At 73.4% G+C, this 25350-nt stretch carries 21 protein-coding genes; 5 read left to right on the top strand and 16 right to left on the bottom strand.

The window, feature by feature from the left end; translation table 11 throughout:
- Positions 1–157: 157 nt before the first annotated feature.
- From NHG27_RS11425 to NHG27_RS11405, 5 genes are all read right to left on the bottom strand, one after another.
- Positions 158–2635, bottom strand: a complete 2478-nt coding sequence (locus NHG27_RS11425) for an HAD-IC family P-type ATPase (RefSeq protein ID WP_497016377.1) — start codon at positions 2633–2635, stop codon at positions 158–160.
- 61 nt (positions 2636–2696) lie between these two features.
- The gene (locus NHG27_RS11420; protein WP_193719905.1) at positions 2697–3713 is read right to left on the bottom strand and encodes a magnesium and cobalt transport protein CorA; all 1017 of its coding nucleotides are present in this window, start codon (positions 3711–3713) and stop codon (positions 2697–2699) included.
- An 89-nt stretch (positions 3714–3802) separates the two neighbouring features.
- Positions 3803–4936, bottom strand: coding sequence for a glycosyltransferase (locus NHG27_RS11415; protein ID WP_497016376.1), 1134 nt, complete (start codon positions 4934–4936; stop codon positions 3803–3805).
- A gap of 248 nt (positions 4937–5184) precedes the next feature.
- Entirely contained in the window at positions 5185–6462 is a 1278-nt protein-coding gene (locus NHG27_RS11410) for a class I SAM-dependent RNA methyltransferase (RefSeq protein ID WP_497016375.1), read from the bottom strand.
- Between the two features lie 100 nt (positions 6463–6562).
- Positions 6563–8575: an APC family permease gene (locus tag NHG27_RS11405; protein WP_193719902.1), complete on the bottom strand. Its 2013-nt coding sequence runs from the start codon at positions 8573–8575 to the stop codon at positions 6563–6565.
- A 202-nt stretch (positions 8576–8777) separates the two neighbouring features.
- Here NHG27_RS11405 and NHG27_RS11400 point away from each other — a divergent pair, with 202 nt between their 5' ends.
- Positions 8778–9431, top strand: coding sequence for a potassium channel family protein (locus NHG27_RS11400; RefSeq protein WP_497016412.1), 654 nt, complete (start codon positions 8778–8780; stop codon positions 9429–9431).
- Positions 9431–10144 (top strand): potassium channel family protein, encoded by a 714-nt coding sequence (locus NHG27_RS11395; protein WP_193719901.1) that lies wholly within the window; start codon positions 9431–9433, stop codon positions 10142–10144. The genes NHG27_RS11400 and NHG27_RS11395 overlap by 1 nt, the downstream gene beginning before the upstream one ends.
- A gap of 21 nt (positions 10145–10165) precedes the next feature.
- Here NHG27_RS11395 and NHG27_RS11390 read toward each other — a convergent pair whose 3' ends face one another.
- The 4 genes from NHG27_RS11390 to dut all read right to left on the bottom strand — a co-directional run bounded on the left by NHG27_RS11390 (position 10166) and on the right by dut (position 12832).
- Positions 10166–11041 (bottom strand): DUF3159 domain-containing protein, encoded by an 876-nt coding sequence (locus tag NHG27_RS11390; RefSeq protein ID WP_497016374.1) that lies wholly within the window; start codon positions 11039–11041, stop codon positions 10166–10168.
- Between the two features lie 40 nt (positions 11042–11081).
- A complete protein-coding gene (locus NHG27_RS11385; protein ID WP_193719954.1) occupies positions 11082–11450 on the bottom strand; it encodes an OB-fold nucleic acid binding domain-containing protein in 369 nt (122 codons plus the stop codon).
- Positions 11451–11455: 5 nt separating this feature from the next.
- A complete protein-coding gene (locus NHG27_RS11380; RefSeq protein ID WP_193719899.1) occupies positions 11456–12217 on the bottom strand; it encodes a DUF3710 domain-containing protein in 762 nt (253 codons plus the stop codon).
- Positions 12218–12364: 147 nt separating this feature from the next.
- Positions 12365–12832, bottom strand: coding sequence for a dUTP diphosphatase (gene dut / locus NHG27_RS11375; RefSeq protein WP_407671892.1), 468 nt, complete (start codon positions 12830–12832; stop codon positions 12365–12367).
- Between the two features lie 223 nt (positions 12833–13055).
- On the opposite strand from dut, the gene NHG27_RS11370 reads away from it, so the two are divergent.
- The gene (locus tag NHG27_RS11370) at positions 13056–13592 is read left to right on the top strand and encodes a DUF3093 domain-containing protein (protein ID WP_497016373.1); all 537 of its coding nucleotides are present in this window, start codon (positions 13056–13058) and stop codon (positions 13590–13592) included.
- A 72-nt stretch (positions 13593–13664) separates the two neighbouring features.
- On the opposite strand, the gene NHG27_RS11365 is transcribed toward NHG27_RS11370, so the two are convergent.
- The 3 genes from NHG27_RS11365 to NHG27_RS11355 all read right to left on the bottom strand — a co-directional run bounded on the left by NHG27_RS11365 (position 13665) and on the right by NHG27_RS11355 (position 15718).
- Positions 13665–13964, bottom strand: a complete 300-nt coding sequence (locus NHG27_RS11365) for a DUF4193 domain-containing protein (protein WP_030152516.1) — start codon at positions 13962–13964, stop codon at positions 13665–13667.
- A gap of 242 nt (positions 13965–14206) precedes the next feature.
- Positions 14207–15064, bottom strand: coding sequence for an inositol monophosphatase family protein (locus NHG27_RS11360; RefSeq protein ID WP_407671890.1), 858 nt, complete (start codon positions 15062–15064; stop codon positions 14207–14209).
- Between the two features lie 3 nt (positions 15065–15067).
- Positions 15068–15718, bottom strand: a complete 651-nt coding sequence (locus NHG27_RS11355; RefSeq protein ID WP_321575378.1) for a trimeric intracellular cation channel family protein — start codon at positions 15716–15718, stop codon at positions 15068–15070.
- A 133-nt stretch (positions 15719–15851) separates the two neighbouring features.
- Between NHG27_RS11355 and sepH the strand changes: the two genes are divergently transcribed.
- Positions 15852–17165 carry a septation protein SepH gene (sepH, locus tag NHG27_RS11350; protein ID WP_497016372.1) on the top strand — a complete coding sequence of 438 codons (1314 nt, stop codon included), beginning with the start codon at positions 15852–15854 and terminating at the stop codon, positions 17163–17165.
- A gap of 15 nt (positions 17166–17180) precedes the next feature.
- Here the strand turns inward: sepH and NHG27_RS11345 are convergent, their stop codons facing one another.
- From NHG27_RS11345 to NHG27_RS11330, 4 genes are all read right to left on the bottom strand, one after another.
- Positions 17181–17846: a thymidine kinase gene (locus tag NHG27_RS11345; protein WP_193719895.1), complete on the bottom strand. Its 666-nt coding sequence runs from the start codon at positions 17844–17846 to the stop codon at positions 17181–17183.
- A gap of 117 nt (positions 17847–17963) precedes the next feature.
- On the bottom strand, positions 17964–19127 hold the full coding sequence (locus tag NHG27_RS11340; protein ID WP_321575377.1) for an alkaline phosphatase family protein: 1164 nt from the start codon (positions 19125–19127) through the stop codon (positions 17964–17966).
- Between the two features lie 5 nt (positions 19128–19132).
- Positions 19133–19732 (bottom strand): DUF5998 family protein, encoded by a 600-nt coding sequence (locus NHG27_RS11335; protein WP_193719893.1) that lies wholly within the window; start codon positions 19730–19732, stop codon positions 19133–19135.
- A 60-nt stretch (positions 19733–19792) separates the two neighbouring features.
- Complete coding sequence (locus tag NHG27_RS11330; protein WP_497016371.1) at positions 19793–22624, bottom strand: bifunctional acetate--CoA ligase family protein/GNAT family N-acetyltransferase; 2832 nt, start codon at positions 22622–22624, stop codon at positions 19793–19795.
- A 188-nt stretch (positions 22625–22812) separates the two neighbouring features.
- Here NHG27_RS11330 and NHG27_RS11325 point away from each other — a divergent pair, with 188 nt between their 5' ends.
- Positions 22813–25296 carry a DNA gyrase/topoisomerase IV subunit A gene (locus tag NHG27_RS11325; RefSeq protein WP_497016370.1) on the top strand — a complete coding sequence of 828 codons (2484 nt, stop codon included), beginning with the start codon at positions 22813–22815 and terminating at the stop codon, positions 25294–25296.
- Positions 25297–25350: the final 54 nt, after the last annotated feature.

Below are 25350 nucleotides of genomic sequence, written 5' to 3'. Positions count from 1 at the left end.
GGCACCGCGCGGGCTCTACGGCCCGCGCCGCGCGCCCGGCACGGCAGGTCGTCGAATGACGATCAAGATGGTTCTGGGGGGCTTTGCCCAGCCTACGCCGGGCCCGGCGACGCACCGAAATGTCGCCGACACACAGCATAGCGCATTTATCTTGACGTCAAGATATCGGCCCGGGCGTGGACACCCCCGCGAGCCGCGGCGTGAGCACGCGGTACACGCCCTCGATCGCGGCCCACCCCACGACCACGGCGACACCGATCACCACGGCCTCGGACGCCGTCGGGACCTCGAGCGCGAAGAAGTCGCGGACCCACGGGACCGCGACGGCGAGCACCGCGCAGGCCGCGAGCGCCGCGACCAGCGCGACCTTCCACCCGTTGACCGGGCGGGCCTGGATGCCCACGATCCACAGCGAGACCCCGATGAGCACGAGCGTCGACGCCGAGCGCGCGTCACCCGTCCCCACGAGCGGGCGCAGGTACCCGTACACGGCCAGGATCACCGCCCCGATCACCACGCCCGCGGGGACCGCGAAGCTCAGCACCCGGCGCAGGAAGCCCGCGAGGTACCGGCGGTCGTTGGGCGGCAGCGCGAGGAAGAACGCGGGGATGCCGATCGTGAGCGACCCCGCGAGGGTCATGTGCCGGGGCAGGAACGGGTACGGCCACACGAGCAGCACGACCGACACCGCGAGGATCGCGGCGTACGTCGTCTTGGCGAGGAACAGGCTCGCGACGCGCTCCATGTTCGCCATGACCCGGCGCCCCTGGCCCAGGACACCGGGCAGCGTCGCGAACCGGCCGTCGACCAGCACGACGCGCGCCACGGCCTTGGTCGCGGGCGCGCCGTTGCCCATCGCGATCCCGAGGTCGGCGTCCTTGAGCGCCAGGGCGTCGTTGACTCCGTCACCCGTCATGCCGACCACGTGGCCGCGCGACTGGAGCGCGTGCACGATCGCCCGCTTCTGCTCGGGCGTCACGCGCCCGTACACGTCGTGCGCGTCGACGACCTCGGCGAGCTCGTCCGGGTCGGCGGGCAGGGACCGGGCGTCGAAGCCCTCGACGCGGACCCCGTCGCCGTGCAGCCCGACCATGGTCGCGATGGCCGCGACCGTGTCGGGGTTGTCGCCCGAGACGACCTTGGCCCGCGTCCCCTGGCGGCGGAAGTACTCGAGGGTCTGCGCGGCGTCGGGGCGGATGCGCTCCCCCAGCACGGCGAGCAGCGCGGGCACCAGGTCGTCCGGGAGCGGCGCCTGCGCCGTCGGGAGCCCTGCCGGGGCGTGGGCGAGCAGGACCACGCGCGCACCGCTCCCCGCCGCCTCGCGGACGCGGGCGAGCGCCGCGACCGCGGGAGCGTCCGAGCGTCCCGCGAGGAGGATCTCGGGCGCCCCCAGCACGAACGCGCCCGCGCCCGTGAGCACCGCGCTCCACTTGCGCGCCGAGGAGAACGGGACGGTCCCGCGCACGGTCGCCGCGGTCGTGCCCGTGAGCCCGTCCGCGAGCGCCCGGGACGTCGCGTTGCCGTCCGGGTCCGCCGCCAGGGCCGCGAGCGCCTCGCGCGCGCCCGCGACGGGCGCGAGGTCGCGCAGCCCGGTCAGGGCGACGTGCCCGTCGGTGAGGGTGCCCGTCTTGTCGAGGCACAGGACGTCGACGCGTGCGAGGACCTCGACCGCGGGCAGCTCCTGGACGAGGACCTGCTGGCGTGCGAGCAGCGTGGCGGCGATCGCGAAGTTGAGCGAGGTCAGCAGGACGAGACCCTCGGGGATCATCCCGACGACGCCCGCGACGGCCGCGACGACGCCGTCGCGCCACGTCCCGTCCGCGATCGACTCGCGCACGCCGCCCGTGTAGTGGAGCTGGCTCCAGAACAGCAGCAGCGAGATCGGCACGATCCCGAACGAGACGACCTTGAGGATCTTGTTCACACCCTCGCGCAGCTCCGAGCGCACGACCGAGAACCTCTTGGCCTCGGACGTGATGCGCTGCGCGTACCCCTCCTCGCCGACCCGGACCACGCGGGCGACCGCCGAGCCCGCGACGACCGCGGACCCGGACAGCACCTCGTCGCCCACCGCCTTGCGCACGGGCCGGGACTCCCCCGTGAGCATGGACTCGTCGACCTCGAGGCCCGTGACGTCGAGCACGCGGGCGTCGGCCGGGACCTGGTCCCCGGTCGCGACGAGCAGCACGTCGTCGAGGACGACGTCGTCGACCGCGACGTCCTGCTCGGTCCCGTCGCGCACCACGCGCGCCGACGGGGCCGTGAGGATCGACAGCCGGTCGAGCGTCCGCTTCGCCCGGTACTCGGTCACGATCCCGATCCCGGCGTTGACGACCACGACGAACCCGAAGACCGCGTCGGGCCACCGCCCCGTGAGCAGCACGAGGACCACGGCGACCGCGAGGATCAGGTTGAAGAGCGTGAAGACGTTCGAGCGCAGGATCGCGGCGAGCGAGCGCGAGGTCGAGCGGGCGACGCGGTTGGTCTGCCCGGCGCGGACGCGCGCGGCGACCTCGGCGGCGCTCAGGCCCGGGTCCGCGCCGGCCCCGGTCCCCTGCCCCGCGCCCGACGGCGGAGCGCCCGCCGGACCGTCGGGTCCGGTCGCGGGGGCGTCGTCGTCGGCGAGACTGCTCACCCGTCGATTGTGCCCGTCGGGGGGTGCGGATGCCCTGGCGAGGCGGGACCGACGGGCCGCCTCACAACCAGCGGTGGCGCTTGAAGATCAGGTAGAGCGAGAAGCCCATCGCGACCATCGCGAGGACCGCGAGCGGGTACCCGTAGGCCCAGCCCAGCTCCGGCATGCGGGCGAAGTTCATCCCGTAGACGGTCCCCACGAGCGTGGGTGCGAACAGGATCGCCGCCCAGGAGGAGATCTTCTTGACCTCCTCACCCTGCGCGAGGCTCGTCTCCGACAGGCGGCGCATCTCCTCGTTCTGGTGCTGCGCGACGAGCGTGGCCTGGACCATGAGCGCGTTCTGCAGCAGCACCCGGAACGAGTCCGCCTGCTCCGCGAGGCGCAGCGAGTGGTCCAGCACGTCACGCAGGTTGCGCTGGAGCTCGATGTCGACGTCGTACTTCTCGAAGCCCCTCTCGAGCGCCTGGAGGATGCCGACGACCGGGTGCGTCGCCCGCTGGAACGAGATGACCTCCCGGGACAGCTCGTAGATGCGTCGCGAGACGGCCGGGTCGCCGCTGAAGAGCTGGTCCTCGATCTCGTCGATGTCGTTCTGCAGCCCGGCGACGACGGGTGCGTACTCGTCGACGACCTGGTCGAGCACGGCGTACAGGATCGCCTCCGGGCCGAGGCGCAGGAGCTCTGGCGCGGCCTCCAGCCGCTGGCGCACGGCCCCCACGTGCGGGGCCTCGGCGTGCCGGACGGTCACGACGAAGTCCGGCCCGACGAAGACGTGCAGCTCGCCGAACTCGACGCGCTCCTCGTCGTCGAGGTACCGGGCCGGGCGCAGGACCACGAAGAGGATGTCGTCGTAGCGCTCGATCTTGGGCCGCTGATGGGCCGCGATCGCGTCGTCGACCGCGAGATGGTGGAGGGAGAACTCGTCCGCGACCGCACGGATCTCGGCCTCGCTCGGCCGGTAGAGGCCGATCCACGCGAGCCCGTGACGCTCCCGCAGGGTCTCGAACGTCTCGTCGAGGCTCGTCGGGTTGGCCGTGCGACGTCCGTCGACGTAGACCGCGTTGTCGACGATGCCCATGAGTCCTCCACCGGTCGGTCGCGTCCGGAGCGGACCGCGGGGACCATCATGGCAGTCCCGCTGGGGGCCGGTCGCCGGCCGGGCGGGCGCTACTCCTCGTCGAGCGCGGTGCTCGACGGCTCGCCGCTCAGCGGGGTGACCCGCTCGGGGACGTCCTTGCGCGGGCGGTAGACGACCTGGGCGTGGAAGACGAAGCGCAGCAGGAACGCCACGACCAGGGTCAGGGCCTGCGCGAGGACCGGGGGCATGCCCGTCAGGACCACGAGCCAGTGCAGGAACGGCAGCCGCACCGCGGCCTCGATGCCGTTGAACGTGAAGGACTGCGCGGCACGCTTCCACACGCTGCGCCCCTCCGAGCGCAGGTCGTGGAACACGAAGTGCTCGAGCAGGAGGAAGTTCGTCACGATGGTCACCGCCGCCGAGACGACCGCGGCGGGCATGTAGTGCACCCCGAACTGCTCCAGGCCCCACATGATCGCGAGGTTGAGGACCGCGCCGAAGGCTCCCACGAGGGCGAACGTCGACATCCGTCCGAAGCGCAGCGCCGTGAGCTGCTGCAGGTACCGCAGGCCGTTCGCGAAGGTCGCCTTGGACTCCCCCGCGAACCGCTCCCCGAACACGAACGGCTCCTCGACGACCTCGACCTTGTTGCGGGCCAGGATCTCGAGCAGGATCTTGAAGCCGCGGGGACGCAGCGCGGCGAGGTCGATCGATGCCGTGCGCACGGCGAAGAACCCCGTCATCGGATCGGTCACGTTCCGCAGCCGGACCGGGAACATGGAACGGGCCAGGAGCGAGGACGCCGTCGACACCAGGTGCCGCCACCGCCCGTCGAGCCCGCCCGCGTCACCGCCGCCGACGTACCGCGAGGCGACCACGACGTCCGCGCCGGTCGACAGCGCGGTCTCCAGGAGGACGGGGACCATCTCGGGAGGGTGCTGCAGGTCACCGTCCATGACGACGACCCACTCCCCGCGCGCGTCGCGCAGGCCCTCGACCACTGCCCCGCTCAGCCCGCCGACGGGCTCGTCGCGGTGCAGCAGGCGCACCGGGATCTGGGCGGACGCGGCCACGCGGCGGATCACGTCGGGCGTGTCGTCCCGTGAGTCGTCGACGAACAGCACCTCGGTGTCGATCCCGTCGACCGCCTCCCCGAGACGGCGCACGAGCTCGGCGACGTTGGGACCCTCGTCGAACGTCGGCACCACCACCGTGACCTGCATGCGCCCTCTTCCGCTCCTCGGGCCGGTGCGTTCCGGCGCGTCCACCCATCGTCCCCCGAGAAGCCGAGGGACGACAGGCGAGCGCGGGTCGCGCTCGGTCCCGGTCGCCCGCGGCCTCGCCCGGCCGCCCGTCGCGCGCGTCCCGCGAGCGTGACGTGACGGCTGGACCGCCCGCTCCTGCGCGTGCGGACGACCAGTCGGTCGTCCGCACGACGCTACAGGTCAGGGCCGCCGGAAGGACCGGCGGCTCACCGCGTGAGGACCGCGATCGCCTCGACGTGGTGGGTGTGGGGGAACAGGTCGTACCCGGTGACCGACTCGACGCCGTAACCGTGCTCGGCGAAGTAGGCGATGTCGCGGGCGAGGGCTGCGGGGTCGCACGCGACGTAGACGACGCGCGGTGCCTGCAGGGCAGCGACCGCGTCGACGACCTTGCGGCCCGCCCCGGTGCGCGGGGGGTCGAGCACGACGACGTCGGCCGTCGGGGCGGCGTGGTCCTTGGCGGCGAGCACCTTCTCGACGGGGCCGTGGTGCAGCTCGACCTGCGGCTTCTCGAACGCGTTGCGGCGGGCGTCCTTGACGGCGCGCTCGTCCCCCTCGATCGCGACGACCCGCCCGGTCTCACCGACGGCGTCGGCCAGCGGGAGCGTGAAGAGCCCGGCGCCCGAGTACAGGTCGACGACGGTCGCCTCCTCGATCGGCCCCGCGGCCCGCAGCACGGCCTCGGCGAGCAGTGCGGGGGCCTCGCGGTGGACCTGCCAGAACCCGTCGGCGGCGACCCGGTACGAGTGCTCGGTGCCCGCGACGGTCACGGTCTCGGTGACCGCACGGCGGGCGTGCGGTCGGCGGTCGATGTGACCCGAGTGCCAGACGACGCCGTCGACGAGCAGGATGGGGTCAGCCCCGCCTGCCGGTGCGACGAGCTCGAGGCGCGTCCCGGGGCGCCAGCGGCGCGTGAAGACCTCCTCGGCCTCTGCGAGGGCCGCGACCTCGGGGGACGCGAGCGGCATCTCGTCGAGCGCCACGACGTCGTGCGACCGGAAGACGCGCATGCCGGCACGGCCCTTCTCGTCGGCGACGAGGTCGATGCGCGTGCGGTAACCGAGGCCGCCGCGCTCGTCGTCGCCCGGCGCAGCCTCAACCTCTACCTGAAGGTCAAGGCCGGCGAGCCGCTTGAGCTGCTCCTGCAGGACCGCGGCCTTCCAGCGGCGCTGCACGGGCAGCGAGACGTGCGACAGCTCGCCGCCGCCCGCTCCGCCCGGGCCGGCGGCCGGCCAGGCAGCGGGCACACGGTCCGCGGAGGGCTCCAGGATCTCGACGGCGTCGGCACGCCAGAACTTCGCGGTCTCGCCGTCCTCGGTGATCCGGGCCAGCACCCGCTCGCCCGGCAGCGTGTGCCGGACGAAGACGACGCGCCCGTCGTGTCGCGCGACGCAGTGGCCGCCGTGCGCGACAGGTCCGACCTCGAGCTCGACCAGAGGTTGAGACTCAGGGGCGGTGGACGTGGGGTTCAGGGTTTCAGACACCCCCCTAGTATCCCGGACGCGAACCGCCCACGGCTCCGGACCGACCCGTGCGGGACGTGGGACCGCACACGTCGTCGTGCGCGCCCCGGCCGGCAGGGCCTCAGTAGCGGCGGTTGATCCGCTGCTGGGCCGCGAAGTTCTCCGTCTCCAGACCCGTCTGCCCCTTGGTCGACGAGAGCTGCCACGGCACCGACGCCACGACGACGCCCGGCGTGAACAGCAGCCGTCCCTTGAGCCGCAGCGCGCTCTGGTTGTGCAGCAGGTGCTCCCACCAGTGCCCGACGACGTACTCCGGGATGTAGACCACCACGAGGTCGCGCGGGCTCTCCCGACGGATCGAGCGCACGTACGACAGGATCGGCCGCGTGATCTCCCGGTACGGGGAGTCGAGGACCCGCAGCGGGACCGGGAGGTCGAGGGCCTCCCACTCGGCCGTGAACTCGGCGACCTCGTCCGGGTCCACACCCACCGTCACGGCCTCCAGCACGGACGGGCGCGAGGCCCGCGCGTAGGCGAGGGCCCGCATCGTGGGCTTGTGCAGCTTGGAGACCAGGACGAGCGCGTGGACCCTGCTCGGCAGCGCGCGCGCCGCCGCCGGGTCCTCGCCCAGCGTGAGCTCCTCGCTCACCGAGTCGTAGTGCTTGCGGATCGCGCGCATGAGCACGAACACCACGGCCATCGCGAGGATCGCGATCCACGCACCGTGCGTGAACTTGGTCAGCAGCACGATGATCAGGACCGTGCCCGTCATGGCGAAGCCGATCGTGTTGACGACGCGGGACCGCTTCATCTTGGTGCGGAAGCGCGGGTCGGGGACCGTGCGCAGCTCCCTGGTCCAGTGCTTGATCATGCCCAGCTGCGAGAGCGTGAAGGACACGAAGACACCCACGATGTAGAGCTGGATCAACCGGGTCACCTGCGCGTCGAAGGCCCAGATGAGGGCGATCGCCGTGACAGCCAGCGTCACGATGCCGTTCGAGAACGCGAGCCGGTCGCCCCGGGTGTGGAGCTGACGCGGCAGGTAGCCGTCCTTGGCGAGGATCGACCCGAGCACCGGGAACCCGTTGAAGGCCGTGTTGGCCGCGAGCACCAGGATGAGGCCCGTCACGGCCGCCACGAAGTAGAAGGCGATCGGGAAGCCCTCGAAGACGACCTGGGTGATCTGCCCGAGCACGGGGTCCTGGACGAACCCCTCCGGCACCGGCTGACCGTCGATCGTGAGCTGCTCGGGCGGGTTCTCGGCGAAGTGCACGCCGGTCTTCTGCGCGAGGAAGAGGATCGTCATGATCATGAACGCCGAGATGCCGCCCAGCAGGGCCAGCGTCGTGGCCGCGTTGCGGGACTTGGGCTTCTTGAACGCCGGCACCCCGTTGCTGATCGCCTCGACGCCCGTGAGCGCGGCACAGCCGGACGCGAACGCCCGGGCCACCAGGAACGCGCCCGCGATCCCGGTCAACCCCTGGTCGAAGTGGCTCTCCGCGACGAGCTCGTAGGTCGAGCTCTCGGCCATGGGCAGGGTCCCCGTGGCGTACCGGACGAACCCGACCACGGCCGTCATCCCGACCGCGAGCATGAACAGGTAGACCGGGATCGCGAAGAACGACCCCGACTCCTTGACCCCGCGCAGGTTGATCAGCGTGAGCAGGACGACGAGCCCGATCGCGAACGAGGCCTCGTGGCCCCGCAGGAACGGCAGGGCGGCCGCCGCGTACTGCGCCCCCGATGAGATCGACACCGCCACCGTGAGCACGTAGTCGACCATGAGGGCCGAGGCGACGCCGACGCCCGCCGTCGGGCCGAGGTTGACCGTCGCGACCTCGTAGTCCCCACCGCCCGACGGGTAGGCGTGCACGTTCTGCCGGTAGGAGGCGACCACGGTCAGCAGCACGACGACGACCGCGAGCCCCACCCAGGGGGAGATCGTGGTCGCGGCGAGCCCCGCGATCGAGAGGGTCAGGAGGATCTCGTCGGGCGCGTAGGCGACCGAGGAGAGCGCGTCCGAGGCGAACACCGGGAGCGCGATACGCTTCGGCAGCAGGGTGTGCCCCAAGTCGTCGCTGCGGACGGGGCGTCCGAGCAGCAGGCGCTTGGCGGCATCAGCGATATCCGACACGTTGGCCCATGCTAGGCCCTCCAGGTGCTCGCGGCCCCTCCGCGTGCCCGACGGATCTCGGCGCGCCCCTCGAGGCGCCGTCGTCCGGGCGCCGTCGGGCAGCGCGGTCCGCCCCCGGAGCACCCGCGCCCGCGCCGCGCCCGGACCGGGTACCTGCGTCGGACCCGCGCGCGGTAGCGTTTCGCTCGTGCACTTCGTGATCATGGGATGTGGCCGGGTCGGCGCCACCCTCGCCCAGTCTCTCGAGAACCGCGGCCACTCCGTCGCCGTGGTCGACCAGAACCCCGACGCCTTCCGACGGCTGTCCGCAGAGTTCTCCGGCAAGAAGGTGACCGGCCTGGGCTTCGACCGGGACACCCTGGTCCAGGCGGGGATCGAGGACGCGTACGCGTTCGCCGCCGTCTCCGACGGGGACAACTCGAACATCCTCGCGGCCCGCGTCGTCCGCGAGACCTACGGGGTCGACAACGTCGTGGCCCGCATCTACGACCCGCACCGTGCCGAGATCTACCAGCGTCTCGGCATCCCGACCGTGGCGACCGTCCGCTGGACGTCGGACCAGGTCCTGCGTCGCCTGCTCCCGCTCGGCGCGACCGACGAGTACCGCGACCCCTCGGGACAGGTCCGGCTCGCGCAGACCGACTTCCACCCCGGGTGGGTCGGTCGTTCCGTGGCCACCATCGAGGCCGCGACCTCCGCGCGCGTCGCGTTCCTGGGGCGGTTCGGCGAGGGCGTCCTCGCGACCCCCACGACCGTCCTGCAGGAGAACGACGTGCTGCACGTCCTCATGCGTGCGGCAGACGCCCCCACGGTCGAGCGCCTCCTGACGCACGCCCCGAAGCTCGAGGAGAACTGATGCACGTCGTCATCGTCGGAGCCGGGTCGGTGGGGCGCTCGATCGCGCGCGAGCTGCTCAGCCACGACCACGAGGTCATGATCATCGACAAGCAGCCTGCCGCGATGCGCGTCGCGCAGGTCGCCGACGCCGACTGGCTCCTCGCGGACGCGTGCGAGCTCCCGACCCTGGCGGAGGCCAAGGTCGACGAGTGCGACGTCATCGTCGCGGCCACGGGCGACGACAAGGTCAACCTCGTCGTCTCGCTCCTGGCCAAGACCGAGTTCGGCGTGCCCCGCACCGTCGCCCGCGTGAACAACCCCAAGAACGAGTGGATGTTCGACGAGTCGTGGGGCGTCGACGTCGCCGTCTCGACGCCGCGCATCATGACGTCCATGGTCGAGGAGGCCGTCGCCGTCGGGGACCTCGTGCGGATCTTCACGTTCCACCAGTCGGGGGCGGACATCCTCGAGCTGACGCTGCCCCCCGACTCGCCGCTCATCGGCACGCGCGTCGGTCAGGTGCCGTGGCCCCAGGACACCGTCCTCGCCGCGATCGTGCGCGGGACGCAGCCCATCGCGCCGAGCATCGACGACACGCTCGAGGTGGGCGACGAGCTGCTCATCGTGACCGGGCGCGACGTCGACGAGGCAGAGCTCCTGCGGGTCCTGGTCGACGCGTCGCCCGACGGGGGGAACGGGATCGTCGACGAGACGACGGGTCTTCCCGTCTGAGGGGCTCAGCCCGCCCCAGGGTCAGGCGGCCCCCGGCCCGGCAGGGGCCGCCGTGTGCGGGCGGCGGACCAGCAGCCAGGTCGCCCAGAGGGTCAGGGCCCACAACGGGATGCCCATGACGAGGCGGGCCGTGCCCAGCCAGGCGATCGCGTCCTCGCCGGCCACGAACAGCGGCACCTGGACGGCCAGGCGCAGGGCGAACATGCCGACCCACAACCAGGTCGCGAGCGCGTACCGGCGCATGAGCGCCGCGTCCCCGCGCCAGCGGTCGGCCCAGGCACGGAACGCACCGGGAGCGGGGTCGGTCTGCTCGCCGCCCGGCGCAGCCTCGTCCGAGGCCTCAGGACCGTACGGAGCCTCGTCGGCCGCGACCGCGGCCTTGACCTTGTCGCCGTCCGTCCAGCCGCTGCGCAGCCCCTCGACGACCAGCCCGACCACGGGCCACCGCACGAGCACGGAGACGGTCATCGCGACCAGGTAGGCAGCGTTCGTGAGCAGACCGGCCGCGTAGTAGTTCTGCGCCTCGCCCGACCGCCACGCCCACAGCACGCCGATCGCGACGCCCAGGAACCCGCCGAACGCCTGCGTGATCGGGGTGCGCTGCACCAGTCGCGCCGCGACGGCGACGAGCGCCACCGCGACCGAGGCGATCAGCGCGGGGCGCAGCGTGTTGCCCGTCGCGATGAACACGACCACGAACACGAGACCCGGCGCCATGGACTCCACGAGCCCCCGGACCCCGCCGATGGTCTCCGCGAGCGAGAAGGACTCCCCCGCCAGGGAACGGACGCCCCGGGCCGACCCCTCGTCCGGGGGGACGACGTCGTCGACGACGTCCGCGACCTCCTCGACCTCTCGGGAGAGCGGGTCCGGCGACGGGTGGGCCTCGTGCGTCATGTCGTCTCTCTCGCCTGCGGGGTCGGGGTGGGTCACGGGCTCACTCGCCTGCGCGCGGGCGCAGCTCGTAGCGGGGGTTGAACATGGTGCGCCGGCCGGCGATCTCGCAGACCAGTCCTTCGACGCGGACCCGACGCCCGGGCTCGACCCCCGCGATCTGGCGACGCCCGAGCCAGACCAGGTCGAGCGAACCCGACCCGTCGTAGAGCTCGGCCTCGACCGTGGGGACACCCTCTCGCGGGCGCAGGATGACCGACCGCATGACGCCCGAGACAGTCGCACGCTTGCGGTTCGCGAGGTCCGAGACCGCGGAGCAGCCCACCTGGCTGGCCGAGTCGAGCCGCTCCTCGTCCGCCGTGAGCTCTTCCTGGGAGGCCAGCACCGAGTGCAGGGCCTGGCGCAGCGTCACGGCGGTCAACGCCTCTCGGTGATCTCCGGCCCGCGGGTCAGCGGGTCGAAGGTGGGGAGCGACGGGGCGGCCCCCTCCGGGGCTGCGACCGCAGGACGCGGTGCCTGTCCCGGCAGGTGCATCGCGAGCAGGTCACGAGGCGGGCGGGCGTTCTGGTCCCGGACCACGACGATGTTCGCGAAGACGGACTCGAGGAGCCTGGCGGCCTCCGGGTCCACCGCCGCCTTGCCCGTCAGGACGCCCCGCAGGAACCAGCGCGGGCCGTCGACCCCGACGAACCGGGCGGCACGGAAGCCCTTCTGACCGTCGGGTCCCGTGGCCGGGAGCTTCGCGAGCAGCTCGCGACCGAACGTGCCGGGGATGTCGTCGACCGTCCCGCCCTGCTGGCGCACGGACTCGGCGATCTCCTCACGGATCTCGTCCCAGATGCCCATGGTGCGCGGCGCGGCGAACGCCTGGATCTGCAGCGCGGAGCCGTTGACCGCGACCGCGGCCCCCGTGATCTTCTGCGTCTTCTTGTCCACCTCCATGCGCAGCTCCATGCCCGGGACTCCCGGCAGCCAGATGGCACCGAGGTCCGCACGAGCACCGAGCTCGCTCACCTGCGAGGAGTCGAACGGGCCGCGGGCACCCGTGGGAGGAGCGACCGGAGCCGGAGCGGCCGGGGACCCGTCCGCGGCAGCGGAGGTCTCCTCGGTCCCGGAGCCCTCGGCGACGACCGCCTCGTCGCTCGACTTCTGCGACGCACTACGCCGGAACAAACCCACGGACGCTCTCCTTCAGCTCTTCACCGCGTCGACCATCGACCACGGCTCGTTCGGACGGTCGGACCGCCCTGCTCCTACCACCCTAGACCGCTGCGCGGGCCTCGTGGCCGTCGTCGGCCACGGGCGAACACTGCGGACGCACCGGTCTCAGGGCGCCGCGACCCACCCGCCGCTCGACCCGAACCCGCCCTCTCCGCGGTGCGAGCCGGGCAGCCGCTCGGCCTGGAGGAAGCGGGCGTGCTCGACCTTCTGGATCACGAGCTGCGCGACGCGGTCCCCGCGGTGCAGCACCACCGGGACCGACGGGTCCGTGTTGTGGAGGATCACCTTGATCTCGCCGCGGTAGCCCGCGTCGACGGTCCCGGGCGCGTTGACGATCGTCAGGCCGTGCCGGGCGGCGAGGCCCGAGCGCGGGTGCACGAACGCCGCGTAGCCGTCGGGCAGCGCGATCGCGAGCCCCGTCGGGACGGTCGCGCGCCCCTGCGGGGCGATCTCCACGTCGACGGTCGTCACGAGGTCGGCACCGGCGTCACCCGGGTGGGCGTAGGCCGGCACCGGGGTCACGTCGTCGAGGAGCTGGACCAGCACCTGCACGTCGCCCGGACGGGCGGGCACGGGTTCGAGGGCGGTCGGGGCCGCCGGTTCGTCGATGGGCACCCGCAGAGCCTAGTGCTCGCCAGGCGGACCTGCGAACAACGGCACCGCGGCACGCCGCCGGGCCGGCGCGCAGGTCGCACGACTTCGGCGCGGACCCTCGCCCGACGCCCCGTGGCCACGTCGCCCCGCGAACCGCCGGGACGGCGACGACCACCCTCGCAGGACCTGGGATGATGGGCTCATGCCTCAGCCTGCGCCTGCCTACAGCGAACGCCTGCTCCCCGGACCGGGCGGCTGGTCCGCCGCCGCCGCCTTCGCCGTCGTCCTCGGTGTGGCGCTGTGGCCGGTCGACGACGTGCTGTCGATCAGCACGGGGCTCGTCGCCCTGGTCGTCCTCGTCGTGCTCGCCTGGTGGACCTCCCCCGTCGTCTCGGTCGGGACCGGCCCCGACGGGCAGCCCGTGCTGCGCGCCGGACGTGCCACGATCCCGACGTCGCTCCTCGGGGACGTCACGGTGCTCGACCGCGCGGCCATGACGCGCGAGCTCGGCCCCTCTCTCGACGCACGCGCCTACGTGTGCCTGCGGGCCTGGGCGCGGACCGGGGTGCGCGTCGAGCTCGACGACCCGGCCGACCCCACCCCGTACTGGCTCGTGTCCTCGCGCCACGCGTCCGACCTCGCCGCGGCGCTGGTCGCCGCGGGCGCGGCGAGCGCGTCGGCGGGCGGCGCCGGGACCGCAGGCAGCAGCCCCGACACCGGGCGCCCGGACCTCCCCTGACCGCTCCCGGACGCGCGGACGGGGGCCCCCCCCCGCGGGGGGGGCGCCCGTCCGTCGTTGGGGCTCAGGCCGTCAGGCCGCGCACTCCGAGCAGATCTGCTGCCCGTTCTTCTCGTACGCGAGCTGGCTGCGGTGGTGCACGAGGAAGCAGCTCGAGCAGGTGAACTCGTCAGCCTGTCGAGGCAGCACGCGGACCGAGAGCTCTTCGCCGGAGAGGTCCGCGCCCGGGAGCTCGAACCCTTCCGCTGCTTCGGTCTCGTCTTCGTCCACAACGCCCGAGCTCTTGTCGGAGCGACGGGCCTGCAGCTCTTGGATCGAGTCCTCGCTGAGATCCTCTTCGCTCTTGCGGGGGGCGTCGTAGTCAGTTGCCATCTGTGGGGTCACACTCCGGAACGTCGTGGGTCGAACATGGGGGTCGTTCGGTCCGGCGAAGGCCGTCGAACAGGCACTCCGTAGGACGCGCAATCTGGACGTCCTGACTGGTGTACGCGGTGTAATGCTCTGCTACCGAGAATTGTTCCCGGTGGCGAACGGATTCTGCACCATTTACCGCGCGGGCGCACCCTCAGCCTCGGGTGTTCCTCGTCACCCTCGTGACGATCCCGACGATCCGCTCATCGGCCCACGTCGGAATCCGCTCCTGCGGCCTCCAGCAGCGCGACCAGCGAAGACACCGACTGCGGGGCCCCGGCGACCGTCATCTCCGCCCCGGCGGCGCGCCCGCGCAGGCCGGTCACTGCGGCCCCGGCCTCCTGGGCCACGAGCGCCCCGGCAGCCAGGTCCCAGGGGTTCAGGCCGCGCTCGTAGTACAGGTCCAGGCTGCCGGACGCGACCAGGCACAGGTCGATCGCGGCCGAGCCGAGGCGACGGATGTCGCGCACCTCCGGGAGCACCTCCACGAGCACCTGCGCCTGGCGCCGCCGGCGGTCCGCGTCGTACCCGAAGCCCGTCCCGACGAGCGACGTCGCGAGCGGGCCCGCGGGGTTGACCGCCACGGGCTCGCCGTCGAGCGTCGCCCCCTCCCCACGTCCGGCGGTCCAGGTCCGGTCGTCGACGACCGAGTGCACCGCGCCGGCGAGCGCGGTCCACCGCTCCGGGTCGGGCGGTCCCGCGACCACGGCCACCGAGATCGCGTAGGACGCCACGGAGTACAGGTAGTTGACGGTGCCGTCGATCGGGTCGATGACCCACGTCAGGCCGGACGTCCCGGCGGACGCCCCCTCCTCCTCGCCCAGGATCGCGTCGTCGGGACGCTCCCGGGCGATGATCCGGCGCAGCAGGGCCTCGGACTCGGCGTCCATCGCCGTCACGACGTCGACCGCGCTCGACTTGGTCGCCGCCACCTCGACGCGCTCGGGCCGGCCGTCGCGCACGAGCGCCCCGGCCTCCCGGGCCATGCGCTCGGCGAGAGCGCGCAGCCCCGCGATCGTGACGTCGTCGGGCAGGCGCAGGTCGTCGCTGAAGGTGCTCACGCCTCACATCCTGCCCGATCCCGCTCCTCCTCGACGCCCCGACCACGGCCCCGGGACCGTCCACCCCAGGCGCAGCGAGATCAGCCGGAAGCCGAAGATCAGCGCGATCGTCGCGAGCTGGCTCCACAGCGTGAGCCACCCCTGGGTCCACAGCACCGCAGTGATCGACGCGCCCACGAGAGCCGGGACCGCGTACAGCTGCCGGTCCTGCAGGATGAGCGGGGACTCGCTCGTGAGCAGGTCGCGCAGGATCCCTCCCCCGATCCCGGTCAGGGTCCCGACGATGATCGCCGCCATCATGCCCACGCCGTACTCGAGGCCCTTGGTCGTGCCGACGATCACGAAGAGCGCGAGCGCCCCGGCGTCGAGCACCACGATGCCCCGCCGCATCCGTTCGAGGCGCGGGTGGAAGAAGTAGATGACGCCGCCCGCCGCCAGCGCCGCGACCACCAGGCGCCAGCTCGAGATCCCCACGGGAGGCGTCGCACCGATCATCACGTCGCGCAGGATCCCGCCGCCCAGGCCCGTCGCCCAGGCGAGCACGAGGACCCCGAAGATGTCGAAGGACTTGCGGATCGCGGACAGCCCGCCGGACAGAGCGGCGCAGAACACGGCGCCCAGCTCGAGGGCGTCGTACATGGGGAACTCGATCACGGGGAGAATCATCCCAGCAGACCCCGGAACGCGGCACACCGAGCCGCCTGCGCCGCGTGGGCTCACCGGGATGGCACTCTCGGGAGTGCAGGCCCACCGGCGACGAGCCGGTCTGCACGGCGTTGGAGGATTCATGAACGAGCTCGAGCTGGTGAGGTTGCACGAGGACGGGGAGACCCTCGTCCTCGCCGGGGCGGACGGCGCGCGGTTCACCCTGCCCATCGACGACGCGCTGCGCGCCGCGGTGCGCAGCGACCGCACCCAGCTCGAACAGCTGCGCGCCCAGGCTCCCGGGGTCCTCCCGGTGCGCGAGATCCAGTCCCAGCTCCGGGCGGGGCACAGTGCGCGGGAGGTCGCCGAGAAGGCGGGGATCCCGATCGAGCAGGTGCGCCGCTTCGAGGGGCCCGTGCTCGCCGAGCAGGAGTTCGTCGTCGAGCAGGTGCGCAAGAACCGGCTGGGCCACGACGAGGACTCGCCCACGCTGGGCGAGATGGTCACCGAACGCCTGACCGCCCGCGGCGTCGAGCCCGAGGACGTCGAGTGGTCCGCCGCCCGCCCTCACGGCGGGGCATGGACCGTCACGGCGCTCTTCCTCATCGGTGACCGCGCACGCAGCGCCCGGTGGTCGTACGACCCGCAGGCGCGCTCGCTGCACGCGCTCGAGGACGAGGCCCGCTGGTTGTCGGGCACGGCTCCGGAGGACGAGCCCGCCCGAGGCGTGCGCGGGGCCATCTTCGACCACGCGGCACGCGGCGGCGGGCAGGCCACGTCGGCGGCGTCGGCGGAACGGTCCGGGGCACGCGAGGCCGGGCCTGAGGGACGAGGCCGGGAGGACGACGGCGCCCGGGGCGTCGAGCCCCTCCCCCTGCACGACGAGACGACCTCGATCCTCGACGACCTCAGCCTGCGCCGCGGGGTGCGCCAGCACCGCGACGACGAGCCCTCCCTCTTCGAGGGCTTCGGCCCTCCCCAGACGTTCGACCTGGGCCAGGGCGCGTCGCGTCGCGACACCCCCCGCGCGGAGGAGGAGCCCGAGGGCGCCAAGGTCTTCACCCTGGGCCAGGGACCCCGCCAGGGCTCGCACCGCGGGCCCGACGACGGCGCTCACCCCTCGCGGTCGGGGCACCGGGAGCCGTCAGCAGGCAGGGACGACCCCCGTGACGCCTCCGAGGAGCCTCCCGACCAGGAGGCCCGGGAGAACCACCCCGCCGGGTCGGGCCGCACCGCGGACAGCCCCTCCGGGCACGCGGACCGGGAGCCCGGCTCCGACACCGAGCACGGAGATGCCCAGGCGCCGGTCGGCACCGTGCGCGCCGGCCGCGACGCGCCCGGCGACCGAGGAGAGCAGTCCCGTCACGGGGCCGAGCCCCGCCGCAGCGGGCGCAAGCCTCGGGCGAGCGTGCCCAGCTGGGACGAGATCGTGTTCGGCGCCAAGCCCGAGCACTGACCCGCCCGCCCCGCCTCAGGCGGCGCCGGGGTCGGACGGGAGGTCGAGGGTCAGGGCGTCGGCCGGCATCGAGCGAAGCCTCGCCGAGACGGACGTCATGCGCCGCATGTGGTGCCGCCGGCACAGGACCTCGTACGCGATCTCGCTCGCGCTGTCGGTGTCGCCCACCACGACCTGCTCGCCCTCGACGACCATCCAGCCGTCGACCGTGCGCGCGTTGTGCGTCGCGCGCGCCCCGCACCAGCACAACGCCTGCACCTGGAGCACCTCGACGCGGTCCGCGAGCTCGATCAGCCGCGCGGACCCCGGGAAGAGGTGGCTGCGGAAGTCCGCGGTGATGCCGAACGCGAAGACGTCGATCTCGACCTCGTCGACGAGCCGCGCGAGCTGCTCGACCTGAGCGGTCGAGTAGAACTGGGCCTCGTCGCAGATCAGGTAGTCGACCGTCTCGCCGTGCCGCCGCGCGTCCACGACGAACGTCCAGAAGTCGGTCTCGTCGCGGACCTCGTGCGCGGCGACCTCGAGCCCGAGGCGCGACGAGAGGCGGTCGGTGCCGGCCCGGTCGTTGCGCGAGAACTTGAGCCCCGACCGACCGCGCGCCGCGTGGTTGTGGTCGAGCTGCAGGGCGAGGGTGGACTTGCCGCAGTCCATCGTGCCGGAGAAGAAGACCAGCTCTGCCACGGTCGTGGGCCTTTCGTGTTCGGGGTTCGGTCCGCTGCGGGGGCTCGGGCGCTCGGGTGGCGCTCGGGGGCGGCCGGGGCGGGTCGTGCTCGGGCGGGCGTGCTCAGGTGGTCGTGCTCAGGTGGTCGTCACGAGCAGCGGGACCTGCATCTCCGTGCGGGTCAGCGACCCGTGCACGCCCACGAGCTGCAGGGACGCCGCGGTCTGCGTGCGCGAGTCCACGACCGTGGCCCGTCCGCGCATCGCGACGACGACGTCGCCGATCATGGGCAGCACGTGCTCCGCGACGGGGCCGAACCAGCCGGCCGCGACGGCGTCCTCGCGCAGCGCCACGAGCGCCTCCTCCCCCAGGACGGCCGCCCAGCGCGCTGCGACGGCAGGCGCTTGGTCCCCGCGCGCGTACACGTGCACCGCGCGGGGCTCGCCGCCCACGAGCTCCACGCCGCGGGCCAGCTCCGGGGTCGTCGCGACGTCCCAGCGCTTCGAGCGGTCGACGTCCACCATGCCGTGGTCGGCCGTGACGAGCAGCAGGGTGCCGTGCGGCAGCGAACGGGCCAGACGACCGAGCTCGCGGTCGAGGTCCGAGAGCGCGTCGCCCCACTGCCGCGACCGCCAGCCGTGGTGGTGGCCGGCCTTGTCGACGTCTCCCCAGTAGAGGTACACGAGGCCGGGGGCGGTGAGCTCGAAGGCGACGGTGTCGACCCGGTCCGCGATGGACTCGGCCGCGAGGTAGCGGGCGCCGCGCAGTGCGGCCACGGTCATGCCCGAGCCCGCGAACCGGGCGGGCCCCACCGACGAGACCTCGACCCCCGCGGTGGCCAGGCGCTCGAGCACGGGGGGTTCCTGCTGGAGCTCGCGCGGCGCCGTCGCGCCCTCCCACGAGACCATGTTCGCGAGGCGCCCCGAGGTCGCGTCGCGCTGGGTGTAGCCCAGCATGCCCGTGCGGCCGGGAGAGGTGCCCGTCCCGAACGTGCCGATCGCCGCGGCGGTCGTGCTGGGAAAGCTCGACGTGAGGACGCGCGAAGAGCCGAGCAGCGAGCGCAGGAACGGCGCGTGGCCGGCACGCTCGCTGAGGTTCGCGTGGCCCAGGCCGTCGACGAGCACCACGCACACGCGGTCGGCGACGGGCAGACCGAGGTCCGTGCGGGCCTGGGTCGAGGCGGTCCCGGTCGCGGTCACGAGGTCCACGCCCAGGGCCCCCGCCGCACCGGGGAGCACCGAGCTCAGCGCGAGGCCGTCGTACCGGGGAGCGAGCAGACCGTCCGGGAGGACCTCCGGCACGACCGTCACCTGGTCGCCCGGCCCGTGCCGTGGGTCGTCGCGGTCGACAGGGCCCGGGCGAAGGCGAGCGCGTTGCGCACCGCGTCCCGGCCCTCGGCCTCGGCGCTCACGCGCACCACGATGTCGTCGGGCGTGATCTGGCCCGTGAGGCCGTGGTCGGCCTCGCAGCCGGGGTCCGGGCACTGCGCGGGCTCGAGGTCCACCCGGGAGACGGCCCCCCAGCCGATGGCCAGGGTCACCTCGATGGGCGGCGTGCCGCTGCGGTGCTTCTCCGGGTCCAGGACCACGTGGGACAGCGAGACCGAGCGGAGCTCGGAGATCGGCACGGACTCGGTCGTCGCGGCGGCCGAGGCGGACGGGTTCTCGCTGTCGGCGGGATGGTCGTCGACGTGCGCGGTGATGAGCCGGGTCGGTGTCAGGACCAGGACCGTCAGGTGGCGGCGGACCTCGACGTCGAACGTGGTCTCGACGTAGACCAGGTGGGACACGAGGTCCTCGTCCGCGATCGCGACGTCGAGGACGTCCTGCACGAGCTCGGGGTAGTAGCCGGCGCGGCGCAGCTGGGAGGTCAGGTCGGTCCGGGAGGGAGATTCAGCAGATGGCACCCGGGCATTCTCCCACCGCGCGGTGCGGCGGTGCCAGCCCGCTCCGCCCGCACCGCGCGCTCAGCCCGGGAGAGCGCGCCGCAGCGCGTCGGCTCGCTGCGCCCCGGCCACCTGGACGCGCGCGCTGAGCACCGCCGCTCCGTGCTCGGCGACCACGACGGGGTAGAGCTCGACGCTGCGCAGCTCGGGCAGCTCGTCGGCCATGAGGGACATGCGCGCGAGCAGGTCCTCGAGCGCCGCGGTGTCCGCGACGGGCGCCCCCATGTACCCGAAGAGGCGGGGCGCGGCGCGGACGGACCGGACCATCGCGGCGATGTCCGTGTCCGTGAGCGGCGGCACGCCGTAGCTCACGTCGCCCAGCAGGTCGACCGCGTCGCCCGCGAGGCCGAACGACACCACGGGGCCGAACAGCTGGTCCTCGGTCGAGCGCACGACGCACGCGACCCCTGCGTCGGCCATGCGCTGGACCTCGAAGGGTGCGGGTCCGGCGACCTGCCCGTCGGGGTCGTCCCCGGGCTGGGCCGGGGCCGCGCGGCCGGGGGTCGGCAGCACGGCGGCGAGGGCCGCACGCATCTGGTCGACGTCGTCGCGCAGCTCGTCCTCGTCACCGATGTCGAGGCGCACCCCACCGAGGTCCGCGCGGTGACGGAGGGACTCGGCCGTGCTCTTGAGCGCGACGGGCCAGCCGATCTCGTGCGCCGCGGCCACGGCCTCGTCGGCCGTGCGCACGCGGCGCGAGGGCCACAGCTCGATGCCGTACGCCGCGAGGAGCTCCGACGCGGTCTGCGCGTCGAGGTCGACCACGGTGTCCCCGGCGAGGGCTCCCTCGACGATCGCGCGGGCCCGGTCCGAGTCGACGCCGGGGGGCCGGTCGACCGTGCCGTGGTCGGCCTCGCGCCACCGTGCGTAGCCCACCACCGCGCCGACGGCCGCGACTGCGTCCTCCGGGGTCGAGTAGGCGGGCACGTGGACGCGCGGGCCGTCGGGGTCCGCGGGGTCGGGCGCGCTGAGCTCGTCCGCGAGGCCGTGCAGCCCCAGGACGCTCGCGACCGTGGTGCGCCCGCTCGCCGCCGCCGCACGGGCCACGGCCCGGGCGACCGTGCCGACGCGGGGGCGCACCGTGGGGACGTGCACCGCGACCACGACGTCGCACGCGTCCGGTGCGTAGAGCGCCGCGACCGCGGTGTCGACCTGCTCGTCGTCGGCGTCCTCCGGCAGGAAGGTCGACCGGTCGGAGACCACGAGCCCCGCGGAGACCACGGCTTCCGCGACGAGCGCGGTCAGCGCGGCCGACGACGCGAGGATCCCGATGCGGCGCCCGGACGGCAGCGGCTGGTTCGCGAGGAGCTGGGCGATGTCGACGAGGTGGTGCGTGTTGTCGGCGTGGATCACGCCGGACTGGCGCAGCATCTCGTCGAGCGTGCGCCGCGGGGCGCGGGTCGAACGGACCGCGTGCCCGGGCGGCACGACCTGCCCCGATCGTCCGGCGGTCACGACCACGACGGGCTTGACGGAGGCCAGCCGACGGGCGATCCGGGAGAACTTGCGCGGGTTGCCGATCGACTCGAGGTACAGGCACACGACCGAGGTCTCCGGGTCGTCCTGCCAGAACTGCATGAGGTCGTTGCCCGACACGTCCGCGCGGTGCCCGGCGGACACGAACGACGAGATGCCGATGCCGCGGCGCAGCGCCGTCGCGAGCAGCGTCACGGCCGTGGGCGCGGACTGGCAGAAGATCCCGATGCTGCCCGCAGGAGGCACGACCTCCGCGAGGCTCGCGTTGAGCCGGTGCCCCGGGTGCGTCGTCAGGAGGCCGTACGTCGCGGGGCCCACGACGCGCATGCCCGCGGTGTGCGCGGTGCGCAGGAGGTCGCGCTGGAGCGCCAGACCGTCCGGCCCGGTCTCGGCGAAGCCCGCGGAGAGCACGACGACGGCGCGCACCCCCAGGCGTTCGAGCTCGGCCGTGGCGGCGATCGCCTCGCGCGGCGGCAGGGCGAGGAGCGCGAGGTCCACGGGTCCGGGGACGTCCGCGATGCCGGCCCGGTGACGGACGGCGGGGAGCGGCTCGTCGTCGAGCTCGGCGACCGGCTCCTCGACCGGGGCCGTGGCCGTACCCACCACCTCGAACGTCGCGTCGCCGGGGTCGGCCAGCGCGTTGGCGAGCACGCGCTCGGCCAGGAGCCGGTCCGCGGTGCCGGGCGCCGCCGTCGGGCCGGGGCCCACGAGCAGGACCCGGCGTGCCGTGAGCAGGCCGTGCATGGACCGTGCCTCCGCACGGTGCTCCCGGTCCGCCATGACCTCCCGCGAGCGGTCCGTCGGGTCGAGGTCGACGCTCACTGCCACGATGCCGTCGTCGACGTGCTGGCTCACCACGTAGCCGGCCTCCTGGAAGACCGCGAGCATCTTGCCGTTCTGCGGCAGGACCTCGGCCGTGAACCGGCGCACGCCCCGCTCGCGGGCCGCGGCGGCCAGGTGCTCGAGGAGAACCGACCCGAGCCCGCGCCCCTGCTCGGCGTCGGCGATGTTGAACGCGACCTCGGCCTCGTGCGGCGTGACCTTGTCGAAGCGCGCGACGCCGATGATGTCCTCGCGCAGGTCCTCCCCCACGCGCTTGACCGCGACGAGCGCCACCCGCTCGGAGTGGTCGACGACCGTGAAGCGCCGCAGGTCGCGGTCGGAGAGCCGCTCGATGTTCGCGAAGAAGCGCAGGTACGTCGAGCGCTCGCTCTGCCCCATGTGGAAGCGTTGGAGCGCGTCCGCGTCGGAGGGCCGGATGGGACGGACGTGGGTCGTGGTGCCGTCCCGCAGCACGACGTCGGCCTCCCACTCGACCGGGTACTCGGCCGACCGCGGTGTCGGGCCTGGTCCGGCCGGGACGTCGTGTCCGTTCACCCGGCCTAGGCTACTGGTCGGCGAGCACGCTGGTCGGCGGCACGCCCGGCACGCGGGAGAATGTGAGGCCGGATGTCGGTGCCCCGCGCTACCGTTCGCCGACGAGCGCGCGTGCCCGGCCGTCCGACCGGCCGGCAGCGCGCCGGCCGCCCCGCCCGACCCATCGACCCGCAGGAGCCCGACGACCCATGGCGCGCAGACCGTCCGCCTCGAAAGCCCCGCTCGACCCGAGCGAGGTCCACGAGAAGATCATCGACATCGACGTCACGACGGAGATGGAGGGGTCTTTCCTCGAGTACGCGTACTCGGTCATCTACGCCCGCGCCCTGCCGGACGCGCGCGACGGGCTCAAGCCCGTGCAGCGCCGCATCCTGTTCCAGATGTCCGACATGGGCCTGCGCCCGGACCGGGGCCACGTGAAGTCGGCGCGCGTCGTCGGCGAGGTCATGGGCAAGCTGCACCCGCACGGCGACACCGCGATCTACGACGCCCTGGTCCGCCTGGCCCAGCCGTTCTCGCTGCGCCTGCCCCTCGTCGACGGGCACGGCAACTTCGGGTCGCTCGACGACGGTCCTGCCGCCCCGCGGTACACCGAGGCCCGGCTCGCGAGCGCCGCGATGGCCATGACGGTCGGGCTCGACGAGGACGTCGTCGACTTCATCCCCAACTACGACAACAAGCTGACCCAGCCCGAGGTCCTGCCCTCGGCGATCCCCAACCTGCTCGTCAACGGCGCCGCGGGCATCGCGGTCGGCATGGCGACCAACATGGCCCCGCACAACCTGGTCGAGGTCGTCGCCGCTGCCCAGCACCTCATCAAGCACCCGAACGCGGACCTCGACGCGCTCATGCGCTTCATCCCCGGGCCGGACCTGCCGGGCGGCGGCAAGATCGTGGGCCTCGACGGCATCCGCGACGCCTACCGCACGGGCCGCGGCTCGTTCCGCACCCGGGCCACGGCCCGCATCGAGAACATCACGGCCAAGCGCAAGGGCATCGTCTTCACCGAGCTCCCCTACCTGGTGGGCCCCGAGAAGGTCATCGAGAAGATCGCCGAGGGCGTGAAGTCCAAGAAGCTCGTGGGCATCACCAACGCGACCGACCTCACCGACCGCGCCCACGGGCTGCGCCTCGTCGTGGAGATCAAGACGGGCTTCAACCCCGAGGCCGTGCTCGAGCAGCTCTACAAGGTCACGCCCCTCGAGGACTCGTTCGGCATCAACAACGTCGCGCTCGTCGACGGCCAGCCCCGCACGCTGGGTCTGCGCGAGCTGCTCACGGTCTGGGTCGACCACCGCATCGACGTCGTGCGCCGCCGTTCGTCGTACCGCCTCGCCAAGCGCAAGGAACGCCTGCACCTGGTCGAGGGCCTGCTGCTCGCGATCGTCGACATCGACGAGGTCATCCAGGTCATCCGCTCGAGCGACGACACGGACACGGCCCGCACCCGCCTGCGCGAGGTCTTCGACCTCTCCGAGCCCCAGGCCGAGTACATCCTCGAGCTGCGCCTGCGCCGCCTGACCAAGTTCTCGCGCCTCGAGCTCGAGAAGGAGCAGGAGGCGCTGCGCCTCGAGATCGCTCAGCTCGAGGAGATCCTGGGCGACGACGCCAAGCTCCGCGCGGTCGTCTCGGCGGAGATGAAGGAGGTCGCGAAGGTCTTCGGCACCCCGCGCCGCACCATCCTCCTCGAGTCCGCGGGCGCCTCCCCCACGTCCGCGCAGGGCGTGCTGGGCACCGTCTCGGCCGTGCCGCTCGAGGTCGAGGACACCCCGTGCTGGGCGCTGCTGTCCGCGACCGGGCTGCTGGCCCGCACGGGCGACGCGACCGAGCCCGGGACCGGCGGGCACCGCCACTCGCACGACGCCCTGAGCGGCGCGGTGCTCGCGAGCGTGCGCAGCGACGTCGGGCTCGTGACGAGCGCAGGACGGATCGTGCGGCTCTCGGTGCTCGACCTGCCCGCGCTCCCGCCGACCGACGGCGCCCCCAGCCTGTCCGGTGGGGTGCCCCTGAGCGAGATCGTGAGCCTCGAGGCGGGCGAGAAGCCCCTGACGATCGTGTCGCTCGACCCCGACGCGCCGACCCTCGCCCTCGGGACCGCGGGCGGGGTCGTCAAGCGGGTCATCGCGGGCGACATGCCGACCAACCGGGACGCCTGGGAGGTCATCTCCCTCAAGGAGGGCGACCGCGTCGTCGGGGCCGCCCCCGTGACGGACCAGGACGAGCTCGTGTTCGTGAGCTCCGACGCGAGCCTGCTGCACTTCGACGCGTCCGCGGTCCGTCCGCAGGGGCGCAGCGCGGCCGGGATGGCCGGCATCAAGCTCGCCGCGGGGCAGCAGGTCACGTTCTTCGGCGTGATCGACGCCGCGAGCCGCGACCTCATGACCGTCGTGACGGTCGCAGGCTCCGCCGACGCCCTGCCCGGGACGCAGGCCGGGTCCGGCAAGGTCACGCCCTACGAGCTCTACCCCGGCAAGGGCCGGGCCACGGGCGGCGTCCGCGCCCACCGCTTCCTCAAGGGCGAGGACACCCTGATCCTCGCCTGGGTGGGTCGCGGGCCGGGCCGGGCCGTGGGGTCCGCGGGTCAGCCCGTCGACCTCCCTGCCGTGGACCAGCGCCGCGACGGCTCGGGCGCACCGCTCGAGGCGCCGATCACCGCGATCGGCATCGGCTGACCGGTCCCGCGGCGGAGCAGCCCGCCGACGCACCGACGGCCGTGGGGCCGACCG

This window comes from Oerskovia sp. 140933, from assembly GCF_059651515.1.
The sequence above is the reverse complement of the archived record's forward strand: the minus strand, read 5'-3'. Positions and strand labels throughout refer to the sequence as shown.